General features: G+C 70.0%; 30 protein-coding genes. 17 read left to right on the top strand and 13 right to left on the bottom strand.

Annotated elements, in window-relative coordinates:
* Positions 1 to 53 precede the first annotated feature (53 nt).
* The 3 genes from AC07O4_RS00310 (at position 54) to AC07O4_RS00300 (ending at position 1655) form a co-directional block, all read left to right on the top strand.
* Complete coding sequence (locus tag AC07O4_RS00310; RefSeq protein ID WP_056579293.1) at positions 54 to 338, top strand: DUF427 domain-containing protein; 285 nt, start codon at positions 54 to 56, stop codon at positions 336 to 338.
* The gene (locus AC07O4_RS00305) at positions 335 to 1084 is read left to right on the top strand and encodes a 2OG-Fe dioxygenase family protein (RefSeq protein ID WP_495303411.1); all 750 of its coding nucleotides are present in this window, start codon (positions 335 to 337) and stop codon (positions 1082 to 1084) included. The genes AC07O4_RS00310 and AC07O4_RS00305 overlap by 4 nt, the downstream gene beginning before the upstream one ends.
* Positions 1085 to 1214: 130 nt before the next feature.
* Positions 1215 to 1655, top strand: coding sequence for a universal stress protein (locus AC07O4_RS00300; protein ID WP_056579296.1), 441 nt, complete (start codon positions 1215 to 1217; stop codon positions 1653 to 1655).
* Here the strand turns inward: AC07O4_RS00300 and AC07O4_RS00295 are convergent.
* Complete coding sequence (locus AC07O4_RS00295; protein ID WP_495303410.1) at positions 1642 to 2313, bottom strand: RluA family pseudouridine synthase; 672 nt, start codon at positions 2311 to 2313, stop codon at positions 1642 to 1644. The two genes, AC07O4_RS00300 and AC07O4_RS00295, sit on opposite strands and share 14 nt — an antisense overlap.
* Positions 2314 to 2441: 128 nt before the next feature.
* Between AC07O4_RS00295 and AC07O4_RS00290 the strand changes: the two genes are divergently transcribed.
* Positions 2442 to 3644, top strand: coding sequence for an MFS transporter (locus AC07O4_RS00290; RefSeq protein ID WP_495304017.1), 1203 nt, complete (start codon positions 2442 to 2444; stop codon positions 3642 to 3644).
* Between the two features lie 3 nt (positions 3645 to 3647).
* Here AC07O4_RS00290 and AC07O4_RS00285 read toward each other — a convergent pair whose 3' ends face one another.
* Genes AC07O4_RS00285 through AC07O4_RS00275 form a run of 3 tightly spaced genes read right to left on the bottom strand, consistent with a single transcriptional unit; the run spans position 3648 to position 4367 of the window.
* Entirely contained in the window at positions 3648 to 3932 is a 285-nt protein-coding gene (locus AC07O4_RS00285) for a 2Fe-2S iron-sulfur cluster-binding protein (RefSeq protein WP_369646309.1), read from the bottom strand.
* Positions 3929 to 4216 carry a VF530 family protein gene (locus AC07O4_RS00280; RefSeq protein ID WP_070062546.1) on the bottom strand — a complete coding sequence of 96 codons (288 nt, stop codon included), beginning with the start codon at positions 4214 to 4216 and terminating at the stop codon, positions 3929 to 3931. The genes AC07O4_RS00285 and AC07O4_RS00280 overlap by 4 nt, the downstream gene beginning before the upstream one ends.
* A gap of 4 nt (positions 4217 to 4220) precedes the next feature.
* Complete coding sequence (locus tag AC07O4_RS00275) at positions 4221 to 4367, bottom strand: hypothetical protein (protein ID WP_167395057.1); 147 nt, start codon at positions 4365 to 4367, stop codon at positions 4221 to 4223.
* Positions 4368 to 4453: 86 nt separating this feature from the next.
* Here AC07O4_RS00275 and AC07O4_RS00270 point away from each other — a divergent pair, with 86 nt between their 5' ends.
* Positions 4454 to 4972, top strand: coding sequence for a GNAT family N-acetyltransferase (locus tag AC07O4_RS00270; RefSeq protein ID WP_062477596.1), 519 nt, complete (start codon positions 4454 to 4456; stop codon positions 4970 to 4972).
* 90 nt (positions 4973 to 5062) lie between these two features.
* The gene (locus tag AC07O4_RS00265; protein WP_492736560.1) at positions 5063 to 5980 is read left to right on the top strand and encodes a DUF808 domain-containing protein; all 918 of its coding nucleotides are present in this window, start codon (positions 5063 to 5065) and stop codon (positions 5978 to 5980) included.
* A 26-nt stretch (positions 5981 to 6006) separates the two neighbouring features.
* Here AC07O4_RS00265 and AC07O4_RS00260 read toward each other — a convergent pair whose 3' ends face one another.
* On the bottom strand, positions 6007 to 6222 hold the full coding sequence (locus tag AC07O4_RS00260; RefSeq protein WP_095948954.1) for a hypothetical protein: 216 nt from the start codon (positions 6220 to 6222) through the stop codon (positions 6007 to 6009).
* Positions 6223 to 6358: 136 nt separating this feature from the next.
* On the opposite strand from AC07O4_RS00260, the gene AC07O4_RS00255 reads away from it, so the two are divergent.
* On the top strand, positions 6359 to 6793 hold the full coding sequence (locus AC07O4_RS00255; protein ID WP_495303409.1) for a hypothetical protein: 435 nt from the start codon (positions 6359 to 6361) through the stop codon (positions 6791 to 6793).
* A gap of 79 nt (positions 6794 to 6872) precedes the next feature.
* Positions 6873 to 7670, top strand: coding sequence for an enoyl-CoA hydratase/isomerase family protein (locus tag AC07O4_RS00250; protein ID WP_495303408.1), 798 nt, complete (start codon positions 6873 to 6875; stop codon positions 7668 to 7670).
* Between the two features lie 16 nt (positions 7671 to 7686).
* Here the strand turns inward: AC07O4_RS00250 and AC07O4_RS00245 are convergent, their stop codons facing one another.
* Together AC07O4_RS00245 and AC07O4_RS00240 are read right to left on the bottom strand one after the other, a co-directional pair.
* The gene (locus AC07O4_RS00245) at positions 7687 to 8790 is read right to left on the bottom strand and encodes a M14 family metallopeptidase (RefSeq protein ID WP_495303407.1); all 1104 of its coding nucleotides are present in this window, start codon (positions 8788 to 8790) and stop codon (positions 7687 to 7689) included.
* Positions 8791 to 8836: 46 nt separating this feature from the next.
* The gene (locus AC07O4_RS00240) at positions 8837 to 10159 is read right to left on the bottom strand and encodes an MFS transporter (protein ID WP_495303406.1); all 1323 of its coding nucleotides are present in this window, start codon (positions 10157 to 10159) and stop codon (positions 8837 to 8839) included.
* Between the two features lie 128 nt (positions 10160 to 10287).
* Here AC07O4_RS00240 and AC07O4_RS00235 point away from each other — a divergent pair, with 128 nt between their 5' ends.
* Complete coding sequence (locus AC07O4_RS00235) at positions 10288 to 11187, top strand: LysR substrate-binding domain-containing protein (protein ID WP_495303405.1); 900 nt, start codon at positions 10288 to 10290, stop codon at positions 11185 to 11187.
* A 19-nt stretch (positions 11188 to 11206) separates the two neighbouring features.
* Here AC07O4_RS00235 and AC07O4_RS00230 read toward each other — a convergent pair whose 3' ends face one another.
* Positions 11207 to 11524, bottom strand: coding sequence for a hypothetical protein (locus tag AC07O4_RS00230; protein WP_495303404.1), 318 nt, complete (start codon positions 11522 to 11524; stop codon positions 11207 to 11209).
* A gap of 219 nt (positions 11525 to 11743) precedes the next feature.
* Between AC07O4_RS00230 and AC07O4_RS00225 the strand changes: the two genes are divergently transcribed.
* Both AC07O4_RS00225 and AC07O4_RS00220 read left to right on the top strand, forming a co-directional pair.
* On the top strand, positions 11744 to 13864 hold the full coding sequence (locus AC07O4_RS00225) for a TonB-dependent siderophore receptor (RefSeq protein ID WP_495303403.1): 2121 nt from the start codon (positions 11744 to 11746) through the stop codon (positions 13862 to 13864).
* Between the two features lie 55 nt (positions 13865 to 13919).
* Positions 13920 to 16313, top strand: a complete 2394-nt coding sequence (locus AC07O4_RS00220; protein WP_495303402.1) for a PepSY domain-containing protein — start codon at positions 13920 to 13922, stop codon at positions 16311 to 16313.
* On the opposite strand, the gene AC07O4_RS00215 is transcribed toward AC07O4_RS00220, so the two are convergent.
* Entirely contained in the window at positions 16314 to 16973 is a 660-nt protein-coding gene (locus AC07O4_RS00215) for a glutathione S-transferase (RefSeq protein ID WP_495303401.1), read from the bottom strand.
* A 92-nt stretch (positions 16974 to 17065) separates the two neighbouring features.
* Between AC07O4_RS00215 and AC07O4_RS00210 the strand changes: the two genes are divergently transcribed.
* Together AC07O4_RS00210 and AC07O4_RS00205 are read left to right on the top strand one after the other, a co-directional pair.
* Positions 17066 to 17938, top strand: a complete 873-nt coding sequence (locus AC07O4_RS00210) for a helix-turn-helix transcriptional regulator (RefSeq protein ID WP_495303400.1) — start codon at positions 17066 to 17068, stop codon at positions 17936 to 17938.
* Positions 17939 to 18002: 64 nt separating this feature from the next.
* Entirely contained in the window at positions 18003 to 18914 is a 912-nt protein-coding gene (locus tag AC07O4_RS00205; RefSeq protein ID WP_495271686.1) for an SDR family oxidoreductase, read from the top strand.
* A gap of 6 nt (positions 18915 to 18920) precedes the next feature.
* Here the strand turns inward: AC07O4_RS00205 and AC07O4_RS00200 are convergent, their stop codons facing one another.
* Both AC07O4_RS00200 and AC07O4_RS00195 read right to left on the bottom strand, forming a co-directional pair.
* The gene (locus AC07O4_RS00200; protein WP_487848280.1) at positions 18921 to 19499 is read right to left on the bottom strand and encodes a GNAT family N-acetyltransferase; all 579 of its coding nucleotides are present in this window, start codon (positions 19497 to 19499) and stop codon (positions 18921 to 18923) included.
* Positions 19500 to 19522: 23 nt separating this feature from the next.
* Positions 19523 to 19939 (bottom strand): hypothetical protein, encoded by a 417-nt coding sequence (locus tag AC07O4_RS00195; protein ID WP_495303399.1) that lies wholly within the window; start codon positions 19937 to 19939, stop codon positions 19523 to 19525.
* A 110-nt stretch (positions 19940 to 20049) separates the two neighbouring features.
* Here AC07O4_RS00195 and zigA point away from each other — a divergent pair, with 110 nt between their 5' ends.
* The gene (gene zigA, locus AC07O4_RS00190) at positions 20050 to 21243 is read left to right on the top strand and encodes a zinc metallochaperone GTPase ZigA (protein WP_095948941.1); all 1194 of its coding nucleotides are present in this window, start codon (positions 20050 to 20052) and stop codon (positions 21241 to 21243) included.
* A 12-nt stretch (positions 21244 to 21255) separates the two neighbouring features.
* Here zigA and AC07O4_RS00185 read toward each other — a convergent pair whose 3' ends face one another.
* A complete protein-coding gene (locus AC07O4_RS00185; RefSeq protein ID WP_495303398.1) occupies positions 21256 to 21909 on the bottom strand; it encodes an FMN-binding negative transcriptional regulator in 654 nt (217 codons plus the stop codon).
* 24 nt (positions 21910 to 21933) lie between these two features.
* Positions 21934 to 22413, bottom strand: coding sequence for a Fur family transcriptional regulator (locus AC07O4_RS00180; protein WP_062477006.1), 480 nt, complete (start codon positions 22411 to 22413; stop codon positions 21934 to 21936).
* 176 nt (positions 22414 to 22589) lie between these two features.
* Here AC07O4_RS00180 and AC07O4_RS00175 point away from each other — a divergent pair, with 176 nt between their 5' ends.
* The 3 genes from AC07O4_RS00175 to gshA all read left to right on the top strand — a co-directional run bounded on the left by AC07O4_RS00175 (position 22590) and on the right by gshA (position 25368).
* Positions 22590 to 23252, top strand: a complete 663-nt coding sequence (locus AC07O4_RS00175) for an alpha/beta hydrolase (protein ID WP_495303397.1) — start codon at positions 22590 to 22592, stop codon at positions 23250 to 23252.
* A 76-nt stretch (positions 23253 to 23328) separates the two neighbouring features.
* A complete protein-coding gene (locus tag AC07O4_RS00170; RefSeq protein WP_062477003.1) occupies positions 23329 to 23646 on the top strand; it encodes a putative quinol monooxygenase in 318 nt (105 codons plus the stop codon).
* A 165-nt stretch (positions 23647 to 23811) separates the two neighbouring features.
* Positions 23812 to 25368: a glutamate--cysteine ligase gene (gshA, locus tag AC07O4_RS00165; RefSeq protein WP_495303396.1), complete on the top strand. Its 1557-nt coding sequence runs from the start codon at positions 23812 to 23814 to the stop codon at positions 25366 to 25368.
* The last annotated feature ends 150 nt before the right edge of the window (positions 25369 to 25518 follow it).

Raw genomic sequence — 25518 nt, 5'->3', positions numbered from 1 at the left:
CCCGAGCGCGCAATGCGGCATCGGCACCTTGCACCTCCCCGGAGATCGATCCCATGAAAGCAACCTGGAACGGCGTCACCATCGCCGAAAGCGACGACACCGTGCTCGTCGAAGGCAACCACTACTTCCCGATGAGTTCGCTCAACCGCGACGTGGTCACCTTCAGCAACCACAAGACCACCTGCCCGTGGAAGGGCTCGGCGAACTACTACTCGCTGCTGGTCAACGGCGAACTTCACGCCGACGCCGCCTGGTACTACCCCGACCCGAAGCCCGAAGCCGAGGAAATCCGTGACCGCGTCGCGTTCTGGAAGGACGTGAAGGTCAGCGCCCAGTGAGCACCGCCGCCTTCGCTCCCCCGTTCACGCCGCCGGCCGAACTGGCCGGTGCGCTGCGCGAACACGGTTATGCGGTGCTCAGCCCGCAGGGCGTGTGCGACTGGCTCGGCGTGCCGCTGGCGCAGCTCGAAGCGCTGCATGCCGACTGGAACGACCTGCCGCCCGACGAGTACCTGAAGGACGGAGGGCGCTACCGCACGCGGCGCCACGCCTGCTTCACGGTCGAGGCCGACGCCACGCTGGCGCAGGTGCCGCACCGCGCGCACTGGCAGCCGGTCGAATACAACGCGCTGCACGGCGGCATGCAGCGCTGGTTCGCGCCGATGCTCGAGGCCACGGTGGCGCAGCCCGTGTGGCAGCGGCTGATGCAGCAGCTCGGCCAGGTCAGCAGCGACATGCGCGGCGCAGCGCAGCGCTGGTTCGTGGAAGCGCACCAGTTCCGCATCGACACCGCCGGCGGCATCGGCCGCCCGACGCCCGAAGGCGCGCACCGCGACGGTGTTGACCTGGTGGCGGTGGTGCTGATCGGGCGCCAGGGCATCAAGGGCGGCGAGACGCGCGTGTTCGAGGCCAACGGCCGGCGCGGCGAGCGCTTCACCATGACCGAGCCGTGGACGCTGCTGCTGCTCGACGACGCGCGCGTGATCCATGAATCGACGCCGATCCAGCCGCTGGAAGAGGGCGGCGATGGGTGGCGCGACACGCTGGTGGTCACCTGCCGGTCCGAGGGTTTCCAGGGGGATTGAGACGCCTGCGGACTTCGCTGGTCGGAGTCCTACAGGGCGGGTTCTGCATAGCGGTTAAATTCGGGGCCCGACCCGGTGCGAACCGGGTCCGTCAGTCTGTCTGTCTGCGAACGCTAAGCGAGGTCCCGCCATGTTCAATCACATCCTGGTCCCCATCGACGGCTCCGAAACTTCCATGCTCGCGGTCAGCAAGGCCAGCGGTCTCGCCCTGGCCTTCGGCAGCCGCATCACGCTGATCCACGTGATCGACAACTACCCCTTCATCGGCGTGGGCGCGGACTACGCGCTCGGCCAGAACGAATACCTCGCGGCGGCCACCGCCAGCGCCAACGCGGCGCTCGCACGCGGCGTGGCCGCCCTGGCGGCCGAGGGCCTGCACAGCGACCAGCGCGTGATCGACGGCCACGTGGTGCACGAAGGCATCGTGGACACCGCCATCGCCATCGCTGCCGACCTGATCGTGATGGGCTCGCACGGGCGCAGCGGCATCGAGAAACTGCTGCTGGGCAGCGTGACGCAGCGCGTGCTGCAGGACGCCACCATGCCGGTGCTCGTCGTCAAGGGCCGCTGAGCACGAAGCCCGCCGCACATTCGAAGTGCAACGGCTCCCGCGTCGCGGGATGCACGAACCCCAGTTCCCTGGCATGCAGCAGCAGGCGCGGCGCGCGTGCCTGCAGCGCGGCATCGCCGTACAGCGCATCGCCCAGGATCGGGTGCCCGATCGACAGCAGGTGAACGCGCAGCTGGTGTGAGCGGCCGGTGAGCGGCTCCAGCAGCACGTGCGTGGCCGCAGGGCCGCCGGGCGGCGACACGCTGGCCAGTGCGCGCCAGCGCGTGAGGCTGGGCTTGCCGGCAGGGTCGATCTTCTGCAGCGGCCGGCGCGGCCAGTCGGCCATCAGCGGGGCGTCGATGAGCGACCAGTCGTCGCGCTGCGGCATCACGCCGTCGACCACGGCTTCGTAGCGCTTGTGCACCTCGCGGTCGGCGAAGGCCGCGCTCAGGGCGCGCTGCATCTCCAGGCCGCGCGCCATCACCACCAGGCCGCTGGTGCCCATGTCGAGCCGGTGCACGATGAGCGCGTCGGGCCACTGGCGCTGGGCGCGCGCGCTCAGGCAGTCCTGCTTGTCCTCGCCGCGCCCGGGCACGCACAGCAGGCCGGCGGGCTTATCGAGCACCAGCAGGTGGGCGTCTTCGTGAACGGGAAGCAGGTCGGGCGGCGAAGCGGTCATGGGGACAGCGAGTGTAGAGAGGCTCAGAAAGCCGGAAGAAGGCTGGGCTATCCTCGACCGATATGCCCGGCGCCGCTTCTTCTCCCTTGTCTCCCACGTTCACCGACCTGAGGCGCGAGCGCCCCTTCATGCAGCTGTGGGTGGCGCGCCTGTTCGGCACCGCCGCCTCGCAGATGATGCTCGTGGCCATCGGCTGGCACATGTACGAGCTGACCGGCAGTGCGTGGGACCTGGGCCTGGTCGGCCTGTACCAGTTCGTGCCTGCGCTGCTGCTCGCGCTGCTGGCCGGCCATGTGGTGGACCGCCATCACCGGGGCCGCATCGTGGCGGTGTGCTTCGCGGTGCAGGGCACGGTGGCGCTGGCGCTGCTGTTCGCGGTGCTGCACAAGAACGACACGCGCGGGCTGCTGCTCGGGCTGTCGCTGGTGCTGGGCGCGGTGCGCGCCTTCCAGATGCCGGCGCAGCAGGCGCTCACGCCGCTGCTGGTGCCGCCGCTGCTGCTGTCGCGCGCGATGGCGTTCAGCTCGGCCGGCATGCAGGGCGCGATCATCGGCGGGCCGGCGCTTGGCGGGCTGCTGTTCGTGGCGGGCATGGCGGTGGTGTACGGCGCGAGCGTGCTGTGCTTCGCGGTGGCCTGCGTGCTGGTGCTGCGGCTGCGCTACGACCACGCGCCGGCCGCGCGCGAGCCGGTCACGCTGGCCACGGTGTTCGCGGGCGTCAATTTCATCTGGAAGCGCAAGCCGGTGCTGGGCGCCGTGTCGCTCGACCTGTTCGCCGTGCTGCTGGGCGGCGCCGTGGCGCTGCTGCCGATCTATGCCAAGGACATCCTGCACACCGGCCCCTGGGGCTTGGGCCTGCTGCGCAGCGCACCGGCGGTGGGCGCGCTGGTGATGTCGATCGCGCTCACGCGCCGGCCGGTCGAGCGCAATGTGGGGCGCACGCTGCTGCTGGCCGTGGGGGCGTTCGGGCTGTGCATGGTGGTGTTCGGGCTGTCGAAGAGCTTTCTCGTCTCGCTCGTCGCGCTCGCGGTGTCGGGCGGGGCCGACATGGTCAACGTCGTGATCCGCCAGACGCTGGTGCAGCTGGAAACGCCCGACGCCATGCGCGGGCGAGTGAGCGCGGTCAACTCGATCTTCATCGGTGCGAGCAACCAGCTCGGCGAGTTCGAGTCGGGCGCCACGGCGGCGCTGTTGGGGCCGGTCGGCTCGGTGGTGCTCGGCGGCGTGGGAACGATGCTGGTGGCGCTGACGTGGTTCCGCCTGTTCCCGTCGCTGGCGCAGCGCGACCGGTTGGTGGTCGCAGCGCCGGCTTCGGCTTCGGCGCGGCCCTGATCGTCAGTCGAAGAGGGCGCGCGCCTGTGGCACGTCGAGCGTGAGGTCGCTCTGCGCCTCGGCCACGCACGGAAGAATCCAGCCGTCGATCTTTTCGTCGAAGCTCAGGCCCGGCCATTCGATGAGGTGGCGGCTCTCGCCGGAGAGCCGCTGGCAGATGCAGGTGCGGCAGGTGCCGTTGCGGCACGAACTGGGCAGCTCGATGCCGGCCGCCTCCGCCGCATGCAGCAGCGTGACGCCCGCCTCGGCCTCGAATTCGAGGCCCGACGGTTCGAGACGGACCTTCATCGCGCGGGAGGTTCTTGCTGCTGTTGCTGTTCGCGGCGTTGCTCGCGCAGCATGAAGAGGTACAGGCTCTCGACCTTGTCGCGTGCCCAGGGGGTCTTGCGCAGGAACTTGAGGCTGGAACCCACGCTGGGCTCGCTGATGAAGCAGCGGATCGGCACCAGGTGCCCGAGCTGCTCCCAGCCGTAGTAATCGGCCAGCGCGGTCACGATGGCCTCCAGCGTGAGGCCATGCAACGGGTTGCGCGGCTGCGCCGGCTTGGGGGCGGGCGCGGGGACGTCGGTCACTCGGTCACTTGTTCTTGAGCTTGCCGCGCGGAATCACCGCCGTGGTGACGGTGCGCACGGGCTCGATGCCGCCGGTGGGGGCCTTCGGCGGCGAGGTGTCCTTCTTCGGTTTCTTCGCTTCCTTGTTGGTGCGTTGCTGACCCTTGGCCATGTGCTTTCTCCAGTTGATACGTGCGGATGCCGGAGGAGTTTAGCGGTGCGGCGACAATAGCCGGTTCCACACGTTTTTCCGCTTTCATGTCCGATTACGAAGTTCGCCCCGCCACGATGCGCGACGCCAAGGCCGTCGCCGAAGTCCATGCCCTCTCTGCCAAGGCCGCCTACGAAGGCATCCTGTCCGAAGACGACCTGCGTGTGCTGGCCCCCGCCTCGCGCGAGGCCAAGTGGCGCGAGGCCATCGAATTCAGCGAACCCCAGGTCCATGTGGTGACGCACGGCAGCGAGATCGTCGGTTTCGTGGGCTTCGACCGCTCGCGCGACCCCAAGACGCCGCCCACCACGGGCGAGATCTGGGCCATCTACGTCAAGCCCGAGCACTGGGGCAAGGGCGCCGGCGTGGCCCTGTGGGACGCCGCCCGCGAAGGCCTGGCCGAAGAAGGCTGCACCACGGTCACCATCTGGGTGCCGCTGCGCAACGACCGTGCCATGCGCTTCCACGAACTCGCCGGCTTCAAGCGCGAGATGAAGACGGCCAAGACCACCGCACTGGGCACCGTCCGCGTCGAAGAAATCCGCCTGAAGCGGGCGGTGGACTGATCCACCCCCGGATGCCGCGTACGGTCTTCACCGGCGCGGCCATCGGCTGCGGATAAGCTCGCCGCTTCTTCCACAGCCTGACTTTCGCCCATGGCCACCAGCCTGCTCCTGCTGCTCGACGACATCGCCACCGTGCTCGATGACGTCTCCGTCCTCACCAAAGTTGCTGCCAAGAAGACCGCCGGGGTGCTCGGCGACGACCTCGCGCTGAACGCGCAGCAGGTCACCGGCGTGCGCACCGAGCGCGAGCTGCCGGTGGTGTGGGCCGTGTGCAAGGGCTCCCTCGTCAACAAGGCCATCCTGGTGCCGGCCGCACTGGCCATCGGCACCTGGCTGCCCTGGCTGGTGACGCCGCTGCTCATGGTGGGCGGCGCGTTCCTGTGCTTCGAGGGTGCCGAGAAGCTGGTCCACAAGTTCCTGCACAAGCAGGAGCACGAGGCCGACACTGCGCGTCACCAGCAGGCCGTGGCCGACACCACGGTCGACGTGGTCGCGGTCGAGAAGGACAAGATCAAGGGCGCGGTGCGCACCGACTTCATCCTCTCGGCCGAAATCATCGCCATCACGCTGGGCACCGTGCAGGGCCAGCCGTTCACGACGCAGCTCAGCGTGCTGGTCGGCATCGCGCTGATCATGACGGTGGGCGTGTACGGCCTCGTGGCCGGCATTGTGAAGCTGGACGACGCGGGCCTGTACCTGAGCCAGCGCAGCAGCGCGGCGGCGCGCGCCCTGGGCCGCGGCATCCTGGCGGCGGCGCCCTGGCTCATGAAGGGCCTGTCGGTGGCCGGCACGGCCGCCATGTTCCTCGTGGGCGGCGGCATCCTGGTGCACGGCGTGCCGGCGTTCGGCCATGCGGTCGAAGACTGGGCCAAGGCCACGGGCGGCGTGTTCGGCACGCTGGGCTCGATGGGCGTCAATGCCGTCGTGGGCATCGTGGCCGGCGCCATCGTGCTGGCCGTGGTGGAACTCGTCGGCAAGCTGCGTGGCAAGAAGGCGGCGGCGCACTGAGCGCCTGCTGACCTTGCGGCCGGGCCTCAGCGGTCCGGCTTGCCGCGCTGGAACAGGCCGACACCGACCAGCGCCACCCCCAGCGCGAGCGCGAACCAGCCGACGAGGTACGCGCCGGCCACCATGTCGAACCAGCGCGTGCCCTGCAGGAAGCGCGGCCCCAGCAGCACGGCGACGCCGATCAGGAGGCAGAGGATGCCGCGCTCGATGGTGCGCAGCTGTCGTTGGGGGCGTCGGGCCATGGGGGTCTTTGCAAGGGAAAACGGAAGCGGCCATTGTCCCGCGCCGCGCGGAGAGGCAGGCAGCCGCCTGAAAACGTCGCGTGCTCGCATCGGTCGGCGCGCAAAAATGCTTCCAAACGTTGCAGAATCGCAGGCCATGCCATACCGCCACCTGCCCACCGGTTCCGCCTTCTTCCTCCCGTTCCGACGCGCCTGCGTGGGTGCCTCGCTGGCCTTGATGGCCGCCACGGCCTTCGCGCAGCCGCAGCCCGACCCCGCCGGCTTTCCGATGGACTCGGTCGGCTACCTCAACGAGGAGCTGCCGCGCATGGAAGCGGCCATTGCCGCGAAGGACCGCAGCTTCTTCCTCGGCGCGATGACGCGCATGGTGCAGTTTTCCGAGCGCTGGGGCTTCAAGGCCAAGGCCAACCCCGAGCTGGCCGCCTACCCGATGTGCACGGCGGCCGTCATGGACTACGCGGTGGTCGGGATGTGCAGGCTGAACCCCGCCGACGATGCCTGCGAGCCGGGCCTGGCGCCGCGTTTCGATGCGAACGTGAAGCGCTGCCGCGAGCTGGCCGCGCAAAAATAGGCCTCCGGCCTTTCGTCTTTTCCTCTCACCGAACGAAGTCCCCGCGCCATGGCCGTGCGTGCGGGGCGGAGACACACGCATGGACTACTCCCGCTACCAGACCCTCGCCCTCACGCGCCGCGGCGCGAACGGCGCGGTGCTCGACATCCAGATGCGCGCCGCCAACGGCAAGCTGCCCACGGCCGGCCATGACGGCCATCGCGAGCTGGCGGAGATCTGGCGCGACGTGGCGGCCGACGACACGGTGCGCTGCGCCGTGCTGCGCGGCGAGGGCATGGGCTTCTCGGGCGGCGGCGACCTGGGCATGGTGCAGGACATGACCACCGACGACACCGTGCGCCAGCGCGTGTGGAAGGAAGCGCGCGACCTGGTCTACAACCTCGTCAACTGCGACAAGCCCATCGTGAGCGCCATGCACGGCCCGGCCGTGGGCGCGGGGCTGGTGGCGGGGCTGCTGGCCGACATCTCCATCGCCACGAAGAACGCGAAGATCGTCGACGGTCACACCCGCCTGGGCGTGGCGGCGGGCGACCATGCGGCCATCGTGTGGCCGCTGTTGTGCGGCATGGCCAAGGCCAAGTACCACCTGCTGCTGTGCGAGCCGGTGAGCGGCGAGGAGGCTGAGCGCATCGGCCTGGTGTCGCTCGCCGTGGACGAGGCCGACCTGCTGCCGCGCGCCTACGAGATCGCCGACCGCCTGGCGGCCGGCAGCCAGAGCGCGATCCGCTTCACCAAGTACGCGCTGAACAACTGGCTGCGCCAGGCGGGGCCGACCTTCGACGCCTCGCTGGCGCTGGAGTTCATGGGCTTCGCGGGCGCCGACGTGCGCGAGGGCGTGGCCTCGCTGCGCGAGAAGCGCGCGCCGAACTTCGGCTGAGCCGAAGTCCGCCGGATCAGGCGCTCTTGAGGCCTTGCAGGGTCTGCAGGAGCACGACGCGCGTCTGTCCGAGCACCATGCCCTTCCACTCGTCGTTGTCGCAGTAGAACGCGTCGCGCAGGCGGCGGCGGATCTCGCGCTTCTGCGCTTCGGGCGCCTCGGGATGGCGGCGCAGCCAGGTGTCGGCGCGCAGGCGGTCGAGCACTTCCAGGTCGGGCAGCGTGCCGAATTCGAGGCCCATGGGCGCGACGCGCGCGTTCGGGCATTCGTCGTAGGCGGTCGAGATCACCGGGCCCGACACGTCGGCCGAAGCCGAGTCGCCCGCGAAGGGCGCGAACACGTCGGCGCCCCACCAGGCATGGGCCAGTGCGAGGTCTTCGGGCGTGTTGCGGCCCGGGTAGATCTTTTCGCCGTGGCCGTAGGGGCCCAGGCCCGTGTGCACGTCGATCCAGCCCAGGTGCGTGGCCGAGGCCGCATAGCCGCGCAGGATCGCGCGGATGGTGCGGTTGCTCCACGACGGCGCGGTGCCCCCGTAGAACAGGCCGTCGGGCGAGGTGTACTGCCCGCGCGTGACGGCCGCCCGGAAGGCGGTCATGCCGTGCGTGGCGATGTAGGCGGCCACCGCCGCGTCGTCTGCCGGCGTCGGCGGCCAGCTGGCGGGCAGCACCAGCGGCTCCACGTCGGCGTACTCGGCGTTCACCGGCAGCGGCGCGCTGAAGTCGATGTGGTTGCGGTTCAGGTCGATGTTGTCTTCGTTGGTGCGGTGCAGGTGCGAGAAGCCGTGCGGGTTCACCGCGTGCACCAGCAGCAGCGCCACGCCCGCGCGTTCGAGGCGCGCGAGCAGGTCGGCGTCGTTCAGCGTGGCCACCTGCGCGCCCGAGCCGCAGAAGCCCTCGGGGCCGTGCGTGCCCGAGGTGACGAGCAGCACCTTCTTGGCGTCGGCCGCGCCGATCAGCGCGACGTCGGTGGCGAGTTCTTCGCCGAGCGCGCCGCGGTGCGTGGGGTGCACGAACGACTCGATGGTGGCGCCGCGCGCCGCGGCGGCCTCGAGGAACTTGGCGCGGGCTTCGACGTACGTGCCCGAGAAATGGCGGGTGGCGGCGGTGGCAGGCTGGGACATGGCGGGAAGATTCCTGTGCATGAAGGCGGGAAGGAGGAAGACGGTATCAGGCCGGCGCGTGGGCGTTGGCCGCATCGATGTCGCGGCCCGTGTGGTCGCGCAACCAAAGGAGCCCGAGCAGCGACACCAGCGTCATCGCCACGAGGTACCAGGCCGGCGCGAGCTTGCTGCCGGTGGCGTTGACCAGCCAGGTGCTGATGAAGGGCGCGAAGCCGCCGAAGAGCGCCACGCCGACGCTGTAGACCAGCGACATGCCGCTGGCACGCACGCGCTTGGGAAACATCTCCGGCAGCATCGTGATGCCCGGCACTGTCTGCACCACCAGGCCGATGCTCAGCACGCCGAGCACGGTGAACAGCACCACGGGCGTGGGCGAGGCGTTGAGCCACAGAAAACCCGGGTAGATCAGGATCGCCATCACGATGCGGCTCCAGAGGATGAGCGTCTTGCGGCCCACGATGTCCGACCACTTGCCCACGAACGGCGCAAGCGCGAACGACAGCAGGCCCGTGAGCGCCGCGCCGAACAGCGCCACCGAGGGCGTGAGGCCCAGCTCGCGCACCGCGTAGGTCGGCATGTAGAAGGTGACCACGTAGGCCGCCGTGGTGCCGCCCACCAGCGCGAGGATGGCGGCCAGCACCGTCCTGCCGTGCTGCGTGCAGACGATCTTCAGGCTGCTCTCGCGCGGTGCCTTGGCGTCTTCCGGCGAGATGTGCAGCGACTCCTCGAGGTGGCGGCGGATGTACATGCCCACCGGTGCGATCAGCATGCCGAGCACGAAGGGCACGCGCCAGCCCCAGCTCTGCATCGCCTCGGGCGTGAGCGAGAAGGTGAGCGCGCCCACCACCACCGCGCCGAGCATCACGCCCAGGCCCTGGCTCGCGAACTGCCAGCTCGCCATGTAGCCGCGGTTGGCGGGCGTGGCGTGCTCCACCAGCAGCGTGGTGGATGCGCCCACCTCGCCGCCGGCCGAGAAGCCCTGGATCAGGCGCGCCAGCACGATCACGATCGGCGCCGCGACGCCGATGCTCGCGTAGGTCGGCGTGAAGGCGATCAGCGCGCAGCCCAGCGCCATCAAGAAAATCGTGAGCGTCATGGCTTTCTTGCGGCCCGCGCGGTCGGCGTACGCGCCGATCACGATGCCGCCCAGCGGCCGCATGATGAAACCGACACCGAAGCTCGCCACCGTCAGCAGCAGCTGGCCGTAGGAACTGAAGGTGGGGAAGAACAGCTTGCCGATCACCAGCGCGAGAAAGCCGTAGACGGTGAAGTCGAAGAATTCCAGGCCGTTGCCGATGGTGGTGGCCACGATGGTCTGGCGCCGGCGGGCCGGCGAGGAAGGCGAGGGCTGGGAAGCGGGGGTGTTCATGTGTCTCCTGTGTGTATCGGGGGCGCAGGCCGCGTGGGCCCGAACCGCGGCGGATGCTAGAGACTCGCCGCTGTCATGAAAAGACAATAATTGGGCGTCAACGATAACTTTTGGTTGTCACTCCAAAGATGAAACCCAATCAGTTGCATGCCTTCGTGGCCGTGGTCGAGCAGCTCAGCATCCGCGCCGCCGCGCGCGTGCTCGGCATTTCGCAGCCGGCCGTGACCAAGATCGTGCGCGAGCTGGAGCGCGAGGTCGGCGCACCGCTGGTGGAGCGCAGTGTGCAAGGCGTGCGGCTCACGCAGTTCGGCCTGGCCTTCGCGCCGCGCGCGCGGCTGCTGCTGGCCGACATGGAGCGCGCCCGCGACGAAATTGCACAGATCCGCGACGGCGCCACCGGCTCTGTCTCGCTGGCCGTGAGCGCCTCGTTCGCACTCACCGTGCTGCCCGCCGCCTTCAAGGACTTCCACACCCGCCTGCCGGCGGTCGACGTGCAGTTCAGCGAGGCCGTACTGCCGTGGATGCTCGCGCGGCTGCGCGACGGGTATCTCGACTTCGCGGTGGCGCACATCGTGCCCGGCACGCTCGATCCGCAGTTCGAGGCGCTGGAGCTGTTCCCGGTGCAGCTGGTGGTCGGCCTGCGCGAGCGCCATCCGCTGCGCAACGCGCGCTCGCTGAACGACCTTTATGCCGCCGAATGGGTCCTGCCGGGCGACGACCATGGCGGAACCAACGCCGTGGCGCCGCTGTTCACCCCGCTCGGGCTGTCGCCGCCCACGCGCGTGCTGCAGGGCCACTCGGTCACCGTAGCGCTCGCGCTGGTGGGCCACATGGATCTGATCGGCCTCTTCGTCGAGCCGCTGGCCGGGCTCAGCTTCAAGCGCCACGGCATCCGGCGCGTGGACGTGCGCGAGACGCTGCCGATGCTGAACGTGTGCGTGGTGCGCCGGCGCGGGCAGCCGTCGACGCCGGCGGCGCAGCACTTCATCGAGTGCATTCAGCGGGCGTCGGCGATGAGGGCGACGTAACGGCCCGCCGGGCCTTTGCTCAACGCGAGAACAACACCAGCGCCACGAAAAGCAGTTTGACGCCGAAGGCCACGAGGGCGCTGGCGACCACCATCAGCACCACGAAGGCGGCGAAGTAGGCCACGCGTCGGCCCCAGTGCGGCACGCTCGGCACGGCATACCAGTAGAGCAGCGCGGCCGCGCCGAGGTTGATGGCCTGGACTGCATACATGGTGACGCGCGAGGCTTCGGGCGAGTCAAGGACCGACGGGCCCAGCCACATGCACAGAAGTCCCAGCAGCGGGACCACGGTGACCCAGGCGAGCACGCCGAGCGCCAGGCGTCCGGCCGTCTTCATCGCAGGGCCTCCCGCCTGGTCGATGTTTCACTGGCAGTCATGAATTCCTCCTTGATGGCGTTTCGACATCGAACGCTCTGACGTCTGATCCTATCGGCAGGGTCTGGCAACTGTTGTCAAATGAGAACTCCTCTCATTCATAATCCCTCCCGCTTCCGCACGCCGGAAGTGTCACCAGGCCGCCGGGAGGCGCGCCGCCAGAACATCCAAGGGATCTGAATGAAGAGAGTTTGTGTGAGCCTCGCGCTCGCCGCCGTGCAGGCGGCGCAGGCGCAATCCGTGCCTGCGTCCGCTGCCCCCGAATCGCGGGCAAGCGAGCTGAGCACCGTCAACGTCGAGGCCTCGCGCGCCAACGGCTTCCTGGCCGAGACGGTCGAGGCGGGCACGTTCCGGGGCGCGTCCGTGATGGACGTGCCGGCCACGGTCAATACCGTGACGCGCGAGGTGATCGAACTGCAGGGCGCGGCGGGCGTGTACGACGTGCTGCGCAACACGGCCGGTGTGACGCGCCAGCAGAACGGCGGCGACACCTTCGACCAGCTCGTCATTCGCGGCATTGCCGTGGAGAACCGCACCAACTACCGCCTCAACGGCGCGCTTGCGATTCCCAACGTGTCGGAAATTCCGATGGAGAACAAGGAGCGCGTCGAGGTGCTCAAGGGCGCGTCGGCGCTGTACTACGGCTTCACCACGCCGGCGGGGGTGATCAACTTCGTCACCAAGCGCGCGGGGCGCACGCCCGTCACCTCGCTCGGGATGAGCGTCGACAACCAGGGCGGGCTGCAGGGGCAGGTCGACATCGGTCGCCAGTTCGGCGAGAACGACCAGTTCGGCCTGCGCCTGAATGCAGCCGGCGGCCAGTTGGGCTCGACCATCGACGGCGTGGACGGCGACCGCACCTTCGTCTCGGCCGCGCTCGACTGGCGCGTGAACCGGCGGCTCACGCTGAAGGCCGACATCGAGCACTACCGCAAGCGCATCACCGAGCAGGCCGGCATCGCGCGGCTTGCGGCGGTGAACGGCGTCATCGCGCTGCCGGCGCTGCCCGATCCGCACAAGCTGATCGCGCCGCCCTGGGCCGTGTTCGAGGCCGAGGTCACCAACACGCAGCTGCGCGCCGACTACGCCTTGAGCGACCACTGGGCGCTCAGCGTGGAAGCCGGCCATTCCGAGGCCGAGCGCGACCGGCGCCTGGCGCAGTTCGGCAACTACAACGTGCGCACCGGCATCGGCCGCCTGACGGGCAATGTGCAGCACCTCGAGCAGCGTTCGGACCTGCTGCGCGCCGAGCTGTTCGGCGCCTTCGCCACCGGCGCGCTGCAGCATGAGCTGACGCTCGGCGCGGCGCGCAGCGACAAGACGCAGGCGCCCGTGTTCCAGCGCAACTACGGCGGTGCGACCACGCTGCAGAACCTGTACAACCCCGTGCCCATCGGCGCGCTGGCGCTGAGCGCGATGCCCTCGCGGCCCACCTCGGGCGCGCAGGACAGCGAGGAGCTGGGCCTGTACGCGCTCGACCGCATCACCTTCTCGCCGCAGTGGCAGCTGGTGGCCGGCCTGCGCCACACGCGCTACCAGAGCTGGCAGGGCGCGAGCGCCACGCTGCCGGCCCTGGACTACAGCGTGCGCAAGACCACGCCGCTGGCGGCGCTGAGCTACAAGTTCACGCCCAACCTCATGGCCTACGTGTCGTACTCGCAGGGCGTGGAAGAGGGCGAGGTGGCACCGGCCGGCACCGCCAACCAGAACACGCGCATGCCGCCGGGCGTGAGCCGGCAGAAGGAAATCGGCCTGCGCTGGCTGACCGGCGGCGGCACGCTGCTGTCGGGTGCGCTGTTCGACATCGAACGGCCCGGCGCCTACACCGACAGCGCCAACACCTTCGTGGCCAGCGGGCGCCAGCGTTATCGCGGCCTCGAGGTGTCGGCGCAGGGGCGGCTCACGCCCACGCTGGCGTGGCAGCTCTCGGGCCAGTGGCTCGATGCCGAGTTCCGCCGCATCAACGCGCAGTACGACGGCAAGCGGCCCGAAAACACGGCGCGCACCACGGCGAGCGCCTTTCTCTCATACGACATCGCGGCGGTGCCGGGGTTGTCGGTCAACGGCGGCGCGTACTTCACGGGGCGTCGTCCCGTCGATGACCTGAACCAGGGCTTCATCGGTGGCACCACCGTCTTTGGCCTGGGCGCGCGCTACGTGGCGCAGCTCATGGGCAGGCGCACCACCTTCCAGCTGAACGTCGACAACGTGGGCGACAAGCGCTACTGGTCGGCGGCCGGCACGCGGCTGGCGGTCGGCACGCCGCGTACGATCAAGGCCCTGGTCAAGATCGATCTTTGAACCCGCGCGCCCCGCCTTGGCGGGGCTTCCTGTTTCTCGTTTTCTTCTGTTTTTCATGGCTTTGCTGCGTCGCGTCTGGTTCCAGATCCATTGGTTCATCGGCATCACGGCGGGCAGCGTGCTGGTCGTCATCGGCCTGAGCGGGGCGACGCTGTCGTTCCGCGCCGAGATCACCGACCTCCTGAACCCGATCCCGGCGGCCTCGGCCGCGCCCGCATTGGCCCCGCCTGCGCTCGTTGCGCGCGTGCAGGCCGAGATGCCCGGGCGGCGCATCGCGACCGTCGCCGTGTCGACCGAGCCCGGGCGCCCCGCGCGCATCGGGTTCGCACCGCCGCCCGGTGAGCGGCGCGGCGAGACGCGCTTCGCCGATCCCGCCACCGGCGCGCTGCTGCCCGATCCGGTGGGCGAGCACTTCTTCGAGTTCGTCGAGGAGCTGCACCGCTGGCTGCTGCTGCCGCGCGACGACGGCAAGCCCGTCACCGGCTCGCTGGCCGGTCTGTTGCTGCTGCTCGCGCTCTCGGGCCTGTACCTGCGCTGGCCGCGCCGGCCTTTCGCGTGGCGCCAGTGGCTGCGCATCGACTTCGCGTTGCGTGGTCGCGCCTTCCTGTGGAACCTGCATGCGGTGGTCGGCACCGTTGCGCTGCTGGCCTACGTGGTGTCGACCACCACCGGCATGTACTGGGCCTTCGACGGCTTGCGCAAGGCGGTCGACGGCGCGGTCGGCGAAGGCCGCGTGGTGCGTGCCGAACGCGCGCCGGCCGATGCCCCGGTGACGCTCGACCTGGCGCGCGTCTGGCAAGCCTTCGTCGACACCACGGGGGGCGACTGGACCCAGGTGACGCTGCGGCTGCCCGCGCGCAACGGCACGCAGGTGGAGGCCGTCTACCTGCGCACGCATGCCGAGCACGAGCGCGCGCGCAACCGCCTGTACCTGCAGGCCGCGACCGGCGAGACGCTGCGCCACGAACGCTATGCCGACAAGCCGCCCATGGGCCGCTTCGTGAACAGCATCTACCCGCTGCACATGGGCACCTACTGGGGCCTGCCGGGGCGCATCGTGATGATGCTCACGAGCCTGGGGCTCGCGCTGTTCGCGATCAGCGGCTGGATGATGTACCTCGGCCGCCGCCGCACCGCGAAGGCCGTGCGCGCCGAGCGCGCGCGGCTCGATGCGGTCGCCGTGCCCGCTACGTCAGGCGATGCGGGCCAGGTGCTGGTCGCCTTCGCGAGCCAGACCGGCCATGCCGAGCGCCTCGCGCTGCAGACGGCCGGCGCGTTGCAGGCGGCCGGTGTCGCGGCGGTGGTGCGGCCCGTGTCGTCACTGAGCGCTGACGCGCTGCTGCATTTCCGGCAGGTGCTGTGGGTGGCGAGCAGCTTTGGCGAGGGCGACCCGCCCGACAGCGCGCGCGCCTTTGCCCGCGTGTTCGCGCGGCAGAGCGGCCCGGGCTTGCGCCACCTGCGCTATGGCCTGCTCGCGCTCGGCGACCGCCACTACGCGACCTTCTGCGGCTTCGGCCGCAAGCTCGACCACGACCTGCACAACCAGGGGGCGCAGCCGCTGTTCCCGATGATCGAGGTGGACGGCGAAGACCCGGCGGCGCTCGCGCGTTGGCACGACGCGCTGCGGGAGACCTTCGGGGTGCGCGATGCCGCGTGGCCTGTGTCGACCGCGCCGGCTTTCGACGCCTGGCGGCTCGACGGCCGGCGGCTGCTCAATGCGGGCAGCCAGGGCGATCCGCTGTTCGAGATCGAGCTGCGGCGCGTCGATGGCAGCACGATGGACTGGGTGCCCGGCGCACTGGTCGAGATCGTGCCGCACCAGATGCACGACGACGGCGCCCCGGCGCCCGCGCCGCGCAGCTATTCGGTGGCGTCGATTCCGTCCGACGGTGCCGTCCAACTGCTGGTGCGTCAGGCGCGGCACGACAACGGCCTGGGCGTGGCCTCGGGCTGGCTCACGGTCGGCGCGCCGATGGGCACGGAACTCGCGCTGCGCCTCGTCGCCAACCCGGGCTTCGCGCTGCCCGACGATGCGCGGCCCTGCATCTTCATCGGCAACGGCTCGGGCTTTGCGGGCCTGCGCGCGCTGCTGCGCGAGCGTGCGCGCCGAGGGCACGGCCGCAACTGGCTGGTGTTCGGCGAACGGCAGGCGGCGCACGACGGCTTCGGCGCGGACGAGGTCGCGGCATGGCAGGCCGGCGGCCTCGTGGCGCGCGCCGACTTCGTCTACTCGCGTGACCAGGCGCAGCGCGTGTATGTGCAGGACCGCCTGCGCGAGGTTGCGCAGGTGCTGAAGCAGTGGGTGGACGAAGAGGGCGCGATCGTCTTCGTCTGCGGCAGCCTCGAAGGCATGGCGCCGGGCGTGGACGCGGCGCTCACCGAGGTGCTGGGCGAGAGCGGCATGGACGCGCTCATCGCCGAAGGCCGCTACCGCCGCGACGTCTACTGATCAAACGGGCGGAAAGCTCACGCCCGGTTCGCCCGCCTGCCAGGGTACGTACTTGTGCATGACGCGCGTGAACAGATCTGACCCGGTCCAGCCTGCCAGCCAGGCCTGCAGGCGCGGCCAGGGCTGCGTGTCGAACCAGGCCATATCGACCATCGCGAACTGCCGAACGAAGGGCATGAGCGCCGCATCGGCCAGCGTGGCATGCGCGCCGGCCAGTTGCACTGACATCGCGAGCCGGTCTTCAAGCCCTTGCAGGAAGCGCGCGCCCTCGTCGCGCGCCGAGCCTTCCGACGCGGGATAACGTGCCGGGTACTTGTAGCGATCGAGCAGCGGCTTGAAATCGTTATCGCAGGCGGCGATCAGTGCGAGCAGGTCGTCGAGCCTGCCGCGCTCCGGCGCCAGCCAGCGCAGCGGGTCGTGGCGGCGCAGCGCCCACAGCATCACGTCCAGGCTTTGTTCCAGCACAGCCGCGCCGCCGTCGAGCACCAGCACGGGCACCGTGCCCTTGGGCGAGGCCGAGAGCATCTCGGCGGGCTTTCGCTTCAGCTCGATCTCGCGCAACTCGCAGTGCTGCCCGCTCGCCACCAGCGCGAGCCGGGCCCGCATCGCATACGGACAGCGGCGGAACGAATAGAGCACGGGGAGGGCGAAATCGGGCATGCGAACGACAGGTGAACAAGCGGAGCCGGCCGATTGTCGGCCCGTGCCCGCCGGGTCGCGCGGCGGCGGGTTTTTCCTCACAATCGACCGCCATGGGCGAACGTCTTTTCCTCCGGCTTCATGACGACCCGCTGCACGGGCCGGAGTCGGGCGTGCCCGACGGCACGCTGCAGGTGCTGCCGGTCGCACCGGCCCTTCGGTCGCATGTCTCGCACCTGCTGATGTACCGCGAGACCTTCGCGCCCGGCCACGAGGTGCGCGAGCGCGTGCTGCCCGACGGCGCGATCCGGCTGGTCTTCAACTTCGGTGATGCGCCCTCGGCCGACGACGCGCCCGGGCAGGCGATCGAGGCCATCGGTGCCTTCGCCGCGCCGGCCGTGGTGCGGATGCGCGACACGGTGGAAGGCCTGTCGGTGGCGCTGCGTCCCGGCGCGGCGGCGGCGCTGCTGGGCGTGCCGGCCGGCGAGATCGTGGGCCGCGCGGTGCACCTGGACGAACTCTGGGGCGGCGAGGGCACGACGCTGCTCGTGCGCATGGCCGAAGCGCACGGCGATGTTGCACGCGCCGATCTGTTGCAGCAGGCCCTGATGAAGCGCCTGCAGAAAGCCGGCGACTGCACGCCGCCGGCCGCCGCGATGCACGCTGCACGGCTCATCGCCGCCGCCGACGGGCGTCAGGCATTGCGCGAGGTGGCGCAGGCGGTCGGTGTGGGCGAGCGCCGGCTGCAGCAGCTTTTTCATGCGCACGTCGGGCTGTCGCCGCGCGCCTGGGGCCGGCTCGCGCGGCTGCATGCCTGCCTGCGCGCGCTGCGCCTGCACAGCGCGCCGGCCTGGGCCGACATGGCGCTGGACCACGGGTTCTACGACCAGTCGCACCTCGTCAACGAGTTCCGCGCCCTGTGCGGCGTGACGCCCACCGAGTTCCTCGGGCGCCGGGTTTCGGTTTCTTCCAAGACGGCGCGCTGAGGCCGGCCTATCGTGGCCGCTTGTCCTGCCCAAGGACCCTCACCGAACGAAGGAGCAACGACACATGACAGCAGCCCCCTCCACCCCTGACGCCGCGCACCGTCCGCTGGCGGGCCGCGTGGCCGTGGTGACTGGCGCCAGCCGCGGTGCGGGCCGCGGCATCGCGCAGGAACTGGGCGCGGCCGGCGCCACCGTGTACGTGACCGGGCGCAGCACCCGCGCGCGGCCGGCCGACAGCTACGGGCAGCTGCTCGCCCTGTCCGAGCTGGCCGCCTTGCCCGGCACCATCGACGACACCGCCGACGAGGTCACGCAACGCGGCGGGCGCGGCATCGCCGTGGCCTGCGACCACACGAAGGAAGACGAGGTGGCGGCGCTGTTCGCGCGCGTCGAGCGCGAGCAGGGCCGGCTCGACCTGCTCGTGAACAACGCCTGGGGCGGCCACGAAAGCTTCACGGGTGTCTTCGAGGCGCCGTTCTGGGAACATCCGCTCGCCAACTGGGATTCGATGTTCGACCGCGGCGTGCGCAACCACCTCGTGGCCAGCCGCTGCGCCGCGCCGGGCATGGTGGCGCGCAAGCAAGGCCTGATCGTCACCACCACCTTCTGGGACCGTGGCCACTACCTGCGCGGCAACCTGTTCTACGACCTCGCCAAGGCGTCGATGACTCGGCTGGCCTTCGGCATCGCGCAGGAGCTGCAGCCGCACGGCGTGGCCTCGGTGGCCGTGTCGCCGGGCTGGATGCGCACCGAGTTCGTGCTCGCGGGCCACAAGACCGACGAGGCGCACTGGCAGGAGCGCCCCGCGCTGGCGCGCACCGAATCGCCGCGCTACTTGGGTCGCGCCGTGGCCGCGCTGGCGGGCGATGCGCAGGTGCTCGACAAGACCGGCCAGGTGCTGCGCGTGGCCGACCTGGCGCGTGCCTACGGCTTCACCGACATCGACGGGCGGCAGGTCGAGGCGTTCGAGCTGTAGGGCGCGTCAGCGCAGGTCGCGCACGTCGATGCGAAAGCGCAGCTCGGGCGCGCCGCCGAGCCCGGGCTCGGTGATGAACTCCTCGACCAGCACGCCGCCGTTGGCGCGGATCACGCGCTGCGAGGCGAGGTTGTCGGGGCTGGTCGTGATCTCGACGTGGTCCAGGCCGATGCCGCGCGCATCGGGCAGCAGCGCACGCAGCGCGGCGGTGGCATAGCCCCGGCCGCTTTTCCACGGCACCACGCCGTAGCCGATGTGGCCGAGGCAGTACGAAGGCAGGGCGTTGGTGCCCGGCTGCCAGCGCAGCTGGATGCTGCCGCAGAACTCGCCGTCCCACAGCCAGCGCCGGTAGCCCGGCAGCCGGGGCACGGTGCCACCGGTGGGCAGCGCGATGGGCGGGCCCTTGGCTTCGCGGTCGACGAGGCCGGCGAGAAAGCCGTCGGGGTCGGTGCGGATCAGCGCCAGTTCTTCGCGGCCGGCTTCGGCGCGCAGGTTGTTGGGCGACCAGCCGCGCTCGAGCGCAGCGATGTAGCCGGGTAAATGCTCGGGCGAGGGCCAGACGAGCTGCAGTGCGGAAAGGGACATGGGAGACGGTCCTTGTTTTTTGATCAGTACGAGCGCAGGGCGATGCCCCAGCGCCCCTCGGCCTGCACGACGATCCAGAGGTTGGCGTGCGTGCTGAGCACCGCGCCGGCCGCATCGCGCCGCGTGTAGTGCACGACGAAGTGCACCTTGTCGTGACTCACGAGCACCGGCTCCTTCTTTTCGTACTGCGTGCGCGCCCAGCCGCCGGCCTTGAGCGTGTCGAAGAAATCGGCGGGGTGCCGGCCGGGCGCGGGCCAGTCGAGCCGCTGCGCGCCCGAGAGCATCGTGTGCGGAAAGTGCAGCTCGGCGTCCATGCCGCGCGTGTCCGAGGCGTTGAACGCGGCCGTGAAACGGTCGAGGCAGGCCGACGCGGCGGCGACGACGGTCGCGTGCGGCGCGTCGGAGGGCGGCGGGGCGACGAAGGCAGAGAAATCGGTCATGCGCTGGATGGTAGGCGAGCGCGCGCCTGTCGGTCACGTTTGCATGAAATGCAACTGAGTTGCGTCAATCCATATAATGCAATTATGTTGCAACTACGGAGCCTGCCCTCATGGCCGATCGTCTTCCCGTCACCGTGCTGTCCGGCTTCCTGGGCGCCGGCAAGACCACGCTGCTCAACCACATCCTGCACAACCGCGAGGGCCGCCGCGTGGCGGTGATCGTCAACGACATGAGCGAGGTCAACATCGACGCCGCGCTGGTGCGCGAAGGCGGCGCCGCGTTGTCGCGCACCGACGAGAAGCTGGTCGAGATGAGCAACGGCTGTATCTGCTGCACGCTGCGCGAAGACCTGCTGATCGAGGTGAAGCGGCTCGCCAAGGAAGGGCGCTTCGACCAGCTCGTGATCGAGTCGACCGGCATCTCCGAGCCGCTGCCCGTGGCCGAGACCTTCACCTTCGCGGGCGAGGACGGCCAGAGCCTGGCCGACGTGGCGCGGCTGGACACCATGGTCACGGTGGTCGATGCCTTCAATTTCCTGCGCGACTACGGCTCGCCCGACAGCCTGGGCCAGCGCGGCCAGTCGCTCGGCGACGAAGACACGCGCACGGTGGTCGACCTGCTGATCGAGCAGATCGAGTTCTGCGACGTGCTCGTGGTCAACAAGACCGACCTCGTGACGGCCGAAGAGCGCGAGCGGCTGATGGCCATCTTGCGCAGCCTCAACCCGCGTGCGCGCATCGAAGAATCGGAGTTCGGCCGCGTCGCGCTCGACCGCGTGCTCGACACGGGCCTGTTCGATTTCGAGCAGGCCGAGCAGGCGCCGGGCTGGCTGGCCGAGCTGCGCGGCGAGCATGTGCCCGAGAGCGAGGCCTACGGCATCCGTAGCTTCGTCTACCGCTCGCGCCTGCCGTTCCATCCGCAGCGTTTCTGGGACCTGGTGCAGAGCGAGTGGGAGGGCGTGGTGCGCTCCAAGGGCTTCTTCTGGCTCGCGAGCCGGCCGACCCGCGCGGGTTCGTGGTCGCAGGCCGGCGGTGCCTGCCGCTACGGCGTGGCGGGCCTGTGGTGGGCGGCGGTGCCGCGCGAGCACTGGCCGACCGACCCCGACGGGCTCGAACTCATCCGCAAGAACTGGGACGACGCCACCGGCGACGCGCGCCAGGAGCTGGTGCTGATCGGCATCGGCATGGACGAAGCCGCACTGCGCGCGCGGCTCGATGCCTGCCTGCTCACGCCCAACGAGATGCGCTTCGGCCCCTCGTGGTGGCAGAACCTGCCCGATCCGTTTCCGTCGTGGAATGCGTAGGGCGCAGGAGATTCAGTCGCCGGCGCTGCCGGGCTGCATCGCCTGCTGCACCAGCCGCGCCATGGCCGACGCGTTCTCGGAGCCGACAGCGGCCAGCCCCTGCACCGTGCCTTGACGGTCCTGCAAGGCTTCGTCCTGGCTGGCCTTGAGCTTGCCTTCGAGGCGGTCGATGGGGATCTCGATGCCCACCACGGCGCGCGCCAGCTTGCGGATGAAGGTCTCGGGCGCGTCCGTGGTCTGCCAGGGCACCGGTTGGCCGGCCTCGTTCGCCGCGGTCAGCCGCGCGAGCAGGTCGAGCAGCCAGGCTTCGTCGTCGATGGCGCGCGCGATGCCGTGCGCATGGGCGACGGCGTAGTTCCAGGTCGGCACCACCTGGCCGTGCTCGGCCTTGCCGGGGTACCAGCCGGGCGTGATGTAGGCCTGCGGCCCCTGGAACATCACGACCGAAGGGGCCGCGGCATCGAGCTGGCGCCACACGGGATTGGCGCGCGACACGTGGCCGAGCAGCGTGCCGAACGGGCCGCGCGAGCGGTCGAGCAGAAAGGGCAGGTGGTTGGCGACCAGCCCGTCGGCGCCCTGAACGACCCAGGCGCCCAGCGGATGCGCGTCGATCAGCGCGTGGCTCGCGCCGATGTCGGGCTGGCGGTGGTGCCGGGAGACGTACACGCGCGGCCTGGTCGGCTTGGCGAGCTACCGCGCGCAGTCGCCGCACATGCCGTGCAGCGTGAGCGCCGTGTGCCGCGTGTCGATGCCCTGCTTGCGCAGCGCCTTGCCGAGCCGGCCCATCACCTTGGGCAGTTCGGGGTCGGAGGGCAGGGCCAGCACCTTGTGGCACTGGTCGCATTCGAAGGTGTTGCCCGAGGCGGTGTCGACGTGCCGCGCGAAGCGGTTGACCCGGTCGGCGCCCACGCGGCGGTCGCACAGGCCGGCCTCGACCAGCCGGTCGAGCACGCGGTAGAGCGTGACGCGGTCGGGCGGCTCGCCCGTGGCGGCGGTGTAGGCGGCGGCCACTTCCTCGTGGGTCAGCGGCTGCGAGCCGTGTTCGAGCAGCTCGAGCACGGTCTGGGCGGCGCGCGTCACGCGCAGCCCGCTGCCGCGCAGCAGCGCCTCGCTGTCGAAGGCGGGGCCGGGCGACGAGGTCTTCGGGGACGGGTTCGGGGTGGTCTTCATGCGAAACGCCATTGTGTTGCATCCGGCGCTCCCTTGTGCCGGCAAGGGCGCCAGGGCGGCCCGAAGGCGCGGATGTTGCGAGGTGCAAGTCAGCCAACCGGCCGTTTCGCCGCGGCCCGGGTCGCCCGAATGCGCTAAGGTCCGGACATTCGCATTCCTGAATACCTTCGTTGACCATGCCCCGTCCCCCCATCGAAATCGAAACAGCCCCGAACCCCACCGCCTCGGTGGTCCTGATGCACGGCCTGGGTGCCGACGGCAACGACTTCGTGCCGATCGCCGGCGAGCTCGACCTGTCGACCGTGGGCCCGGTGCGCTTCGTGTTCCCCAACGCGCCCGTCATTCCCGTGACCATCAACGGCGGCTACGAGATGCCCGCCTGGTACGACATCGCGGTGGCCGACCTGGTGGCGCGCGAGGACGAGGCCGGCCTGCGCCGCTCGCAGGCGAGCATCGAGGCCCTCATCGCCAACGAAAAGGCACGCGGCATTCCCGCCCATCGCATCGTGGTGGCTGGCTTCTCGCAAGGCTGCGCGATGGCGCTGATGACGGGGCTGCGCCACGGCGAGCGGCTGGCCGGCATCGTCGGCCTTTCGGGCTACCTGCCGATCGCCGCAACCACGGCGGCCGAGCGCCACGGCGCCAACCACGACACGCCCGTGTTCCTCGCGCACGGCCGGCAGGACCCGGTGGTGCCGCTGGCGCGCGCCGAACAGTCGCGCGACGCGCTGGTGGCGCTGGGCCACCCCGTCGAATGGCACGAATACCAGATGGCGCACTCGGTCTGCATGGAAGAGATCGCCGACCTCAACCACTTCCTGCTGCGCGTGTTCGGCTGAAGGCCCGCCACGCCGGGCCGCGCGCGCATCCATCCTGATCCTGTCACCCCGCAAGAACGCACAGAAGGAGACCCCCATGATCCTGGTCATCGGACACGCGCTGGCAAAGGCCGACACCCTGCAGGCGATGCTGGCCATCAGCGTGGAACACGTGCTGCGCTCGCGCGCCGAGCCCGGCTGCATCTCGCATGACGTCACGACCGACGTGCAAGACCCGCTGCAGCTCACCTTCGTGGAGCGCTGGAGCGACATGGCGGCGCTGCAGGCGCACTTTCGCGTCGATGCGTCGCGCGCTTTCGGCAAGGCGCTCGCGGCCATGGCCGACGGGGTGCCGTCGATCCATGTCTACCAGTCGGAAGAGATCGACCTCGCGGCGGGCCGCGCCAAGGCCTGAATTTCGAACCCCGCTGCGCGCCGCAAGGCCGGTGGTATTTGAGAGGGTAGCTATGAAAAAAGTAGCAAAAAACAGCATAGCCGGATGCGGGATTCCCTGCTTCAGCAGTGCCTGTCCGCCCGTGCTACCTTCCAGCCCCACAGAAGATTGATGGGTCATAAGAACATGAGCAACAGATTGCAGGAGAGGCTGGGTGCACTCCCGGCCGCGCGATTGAAGGGAATGCGTCGCGGCATCGAGAAGGAAAGCCTGCGCGCGCTGCCCGACGGCAAGCTGGCCCTCACGCCGCATCCGCTGGCGCTGGGCTCGGCGCTCACGCATCCGCACATCACGACCGACTTCAGCGAATCGCAGCTCGAACTCATCACGGGCGTGCACGCGGGTGTGGAGTCGGCGCTCGAAGAGCTCACGCGGGTGCACCAGTTCACCTACCGTGTGCTCGACCAGCTCGGCGACGAGCGCCTGTGGGTGTCGAGCATGCCCTGCGGCCTGCCGACCGACGAGACCATTCCGATCGGCCGTTACGGCTCGTCGAACGTGGGCCGTGCCAAGAGCGTGTACCGCATGGGCCTGAGCCACCGCTATGGCCGCCGCATGCAGACCATTTCGGGCATCCACTACAACTGGTCGCTGCCGGAGGTGTCGAGCGAAGAGTACTTCGCGCTCATCCGCAACTTCCGTCGCCAGGCTTTCCTGCTGCTGTACCTGTTCGGCGCCTCGCCGGCCCTGTGTTCGAGCTTTGTCGCGGGCCGCCCGCACGAGCTGCAGCCGCTGGGCGACGGCAGCATGTACATGCCGCACGGCACCTCGCTGCGCATGGGCCGCCTGGGCTACCAGAGCGAGGCGCAGGCCTCGCTGGCCGTGAGCTACAACAGCCTGGAGGGCTACGGCGCCTCGCTGCAGGACGCGCTCACGCGTCCGTGGCCGGCCTACGAGGCCATCGGCATCCGCAACCTGGGCGGCGACTACAACCAGCTGGGCACCAGCCTGCTGCAGATCGAGAACGAGTTCTACGGCACCATCCGCCCCAAGCGCGTGATCCACTCCGGCGAGCGTCCGCTGCATGCGCTGCGCGAGCGCGGCGTGGAGTACGTCGAGGTGCGCCTGATGGACCTCGACCCCTTCGAGACCGTCGGCATCAACGCGCAGACCATGCGCTTCATCGACGTGTTCCTGCTGCACTGCCTGCTGAACGACAGCCCCGACGACACCCCGCAAGAAATCGCCGACCTGGCGCAGAACCAGCACCTCACGGCCGCGCGCGGCCGCGAACCAGGCCTGAAGCTGCGCCGCGACGGGCGCGAGGTCGGGCTCACCGACTGGGGCCTGGAGCTGGTCGAGCAGTGCCTGCCGATTGCTGCCGCGCTCGACGCGGCGCAGGGCGGCACGCAGCACGTCGACGCGGTGCGCGCCGCCAAGGCCGGCCTCGAGAACCCGGACAGCCTGCCCTCGGCCCGCGTGCTCGCGGCCATCGAGCAGCAGCACGGCAACTCCTTCGTCGGCTTCGTGCGCGCCCAGTCGGAGCAGACCCGCGCCGCGCTGCTGGCGCTGCCGTTCTCGGCCGCGCAGCAGGCCGGGTTCGAGCAGATGACGGCCGAGTCGATCCAGGCGCAAAAGCGCATCGAGGCGGCCGACACCATGCCCTTCGAGATCTACCGCGAGCAGTACGTCTCGCCGGCGCGCCTGGGCATGGACCCCGGCCGCCTGCCGGTCGCGGCCTAAGAAGGTGTGAACGAACCCGCCATGTCCGCTCATCCCACCCAGGCGCGCCCCCTCGGCGTTGCAAATGCTCGCCATAGCCCAAGCTATGGCTGCGCTTTGCGCCTTGAGGGGACGCGCCTGGGCGGGCTGCTCGGCCACGCCGGATTCATT

The sequence above is a fragment of the Variovorax sp. GW821-FHT09D04 genome (genome assembly GCF_059416405.1).
This window is presented reverse-complemented; position numbering and strand designations above follow the sequence as displayed.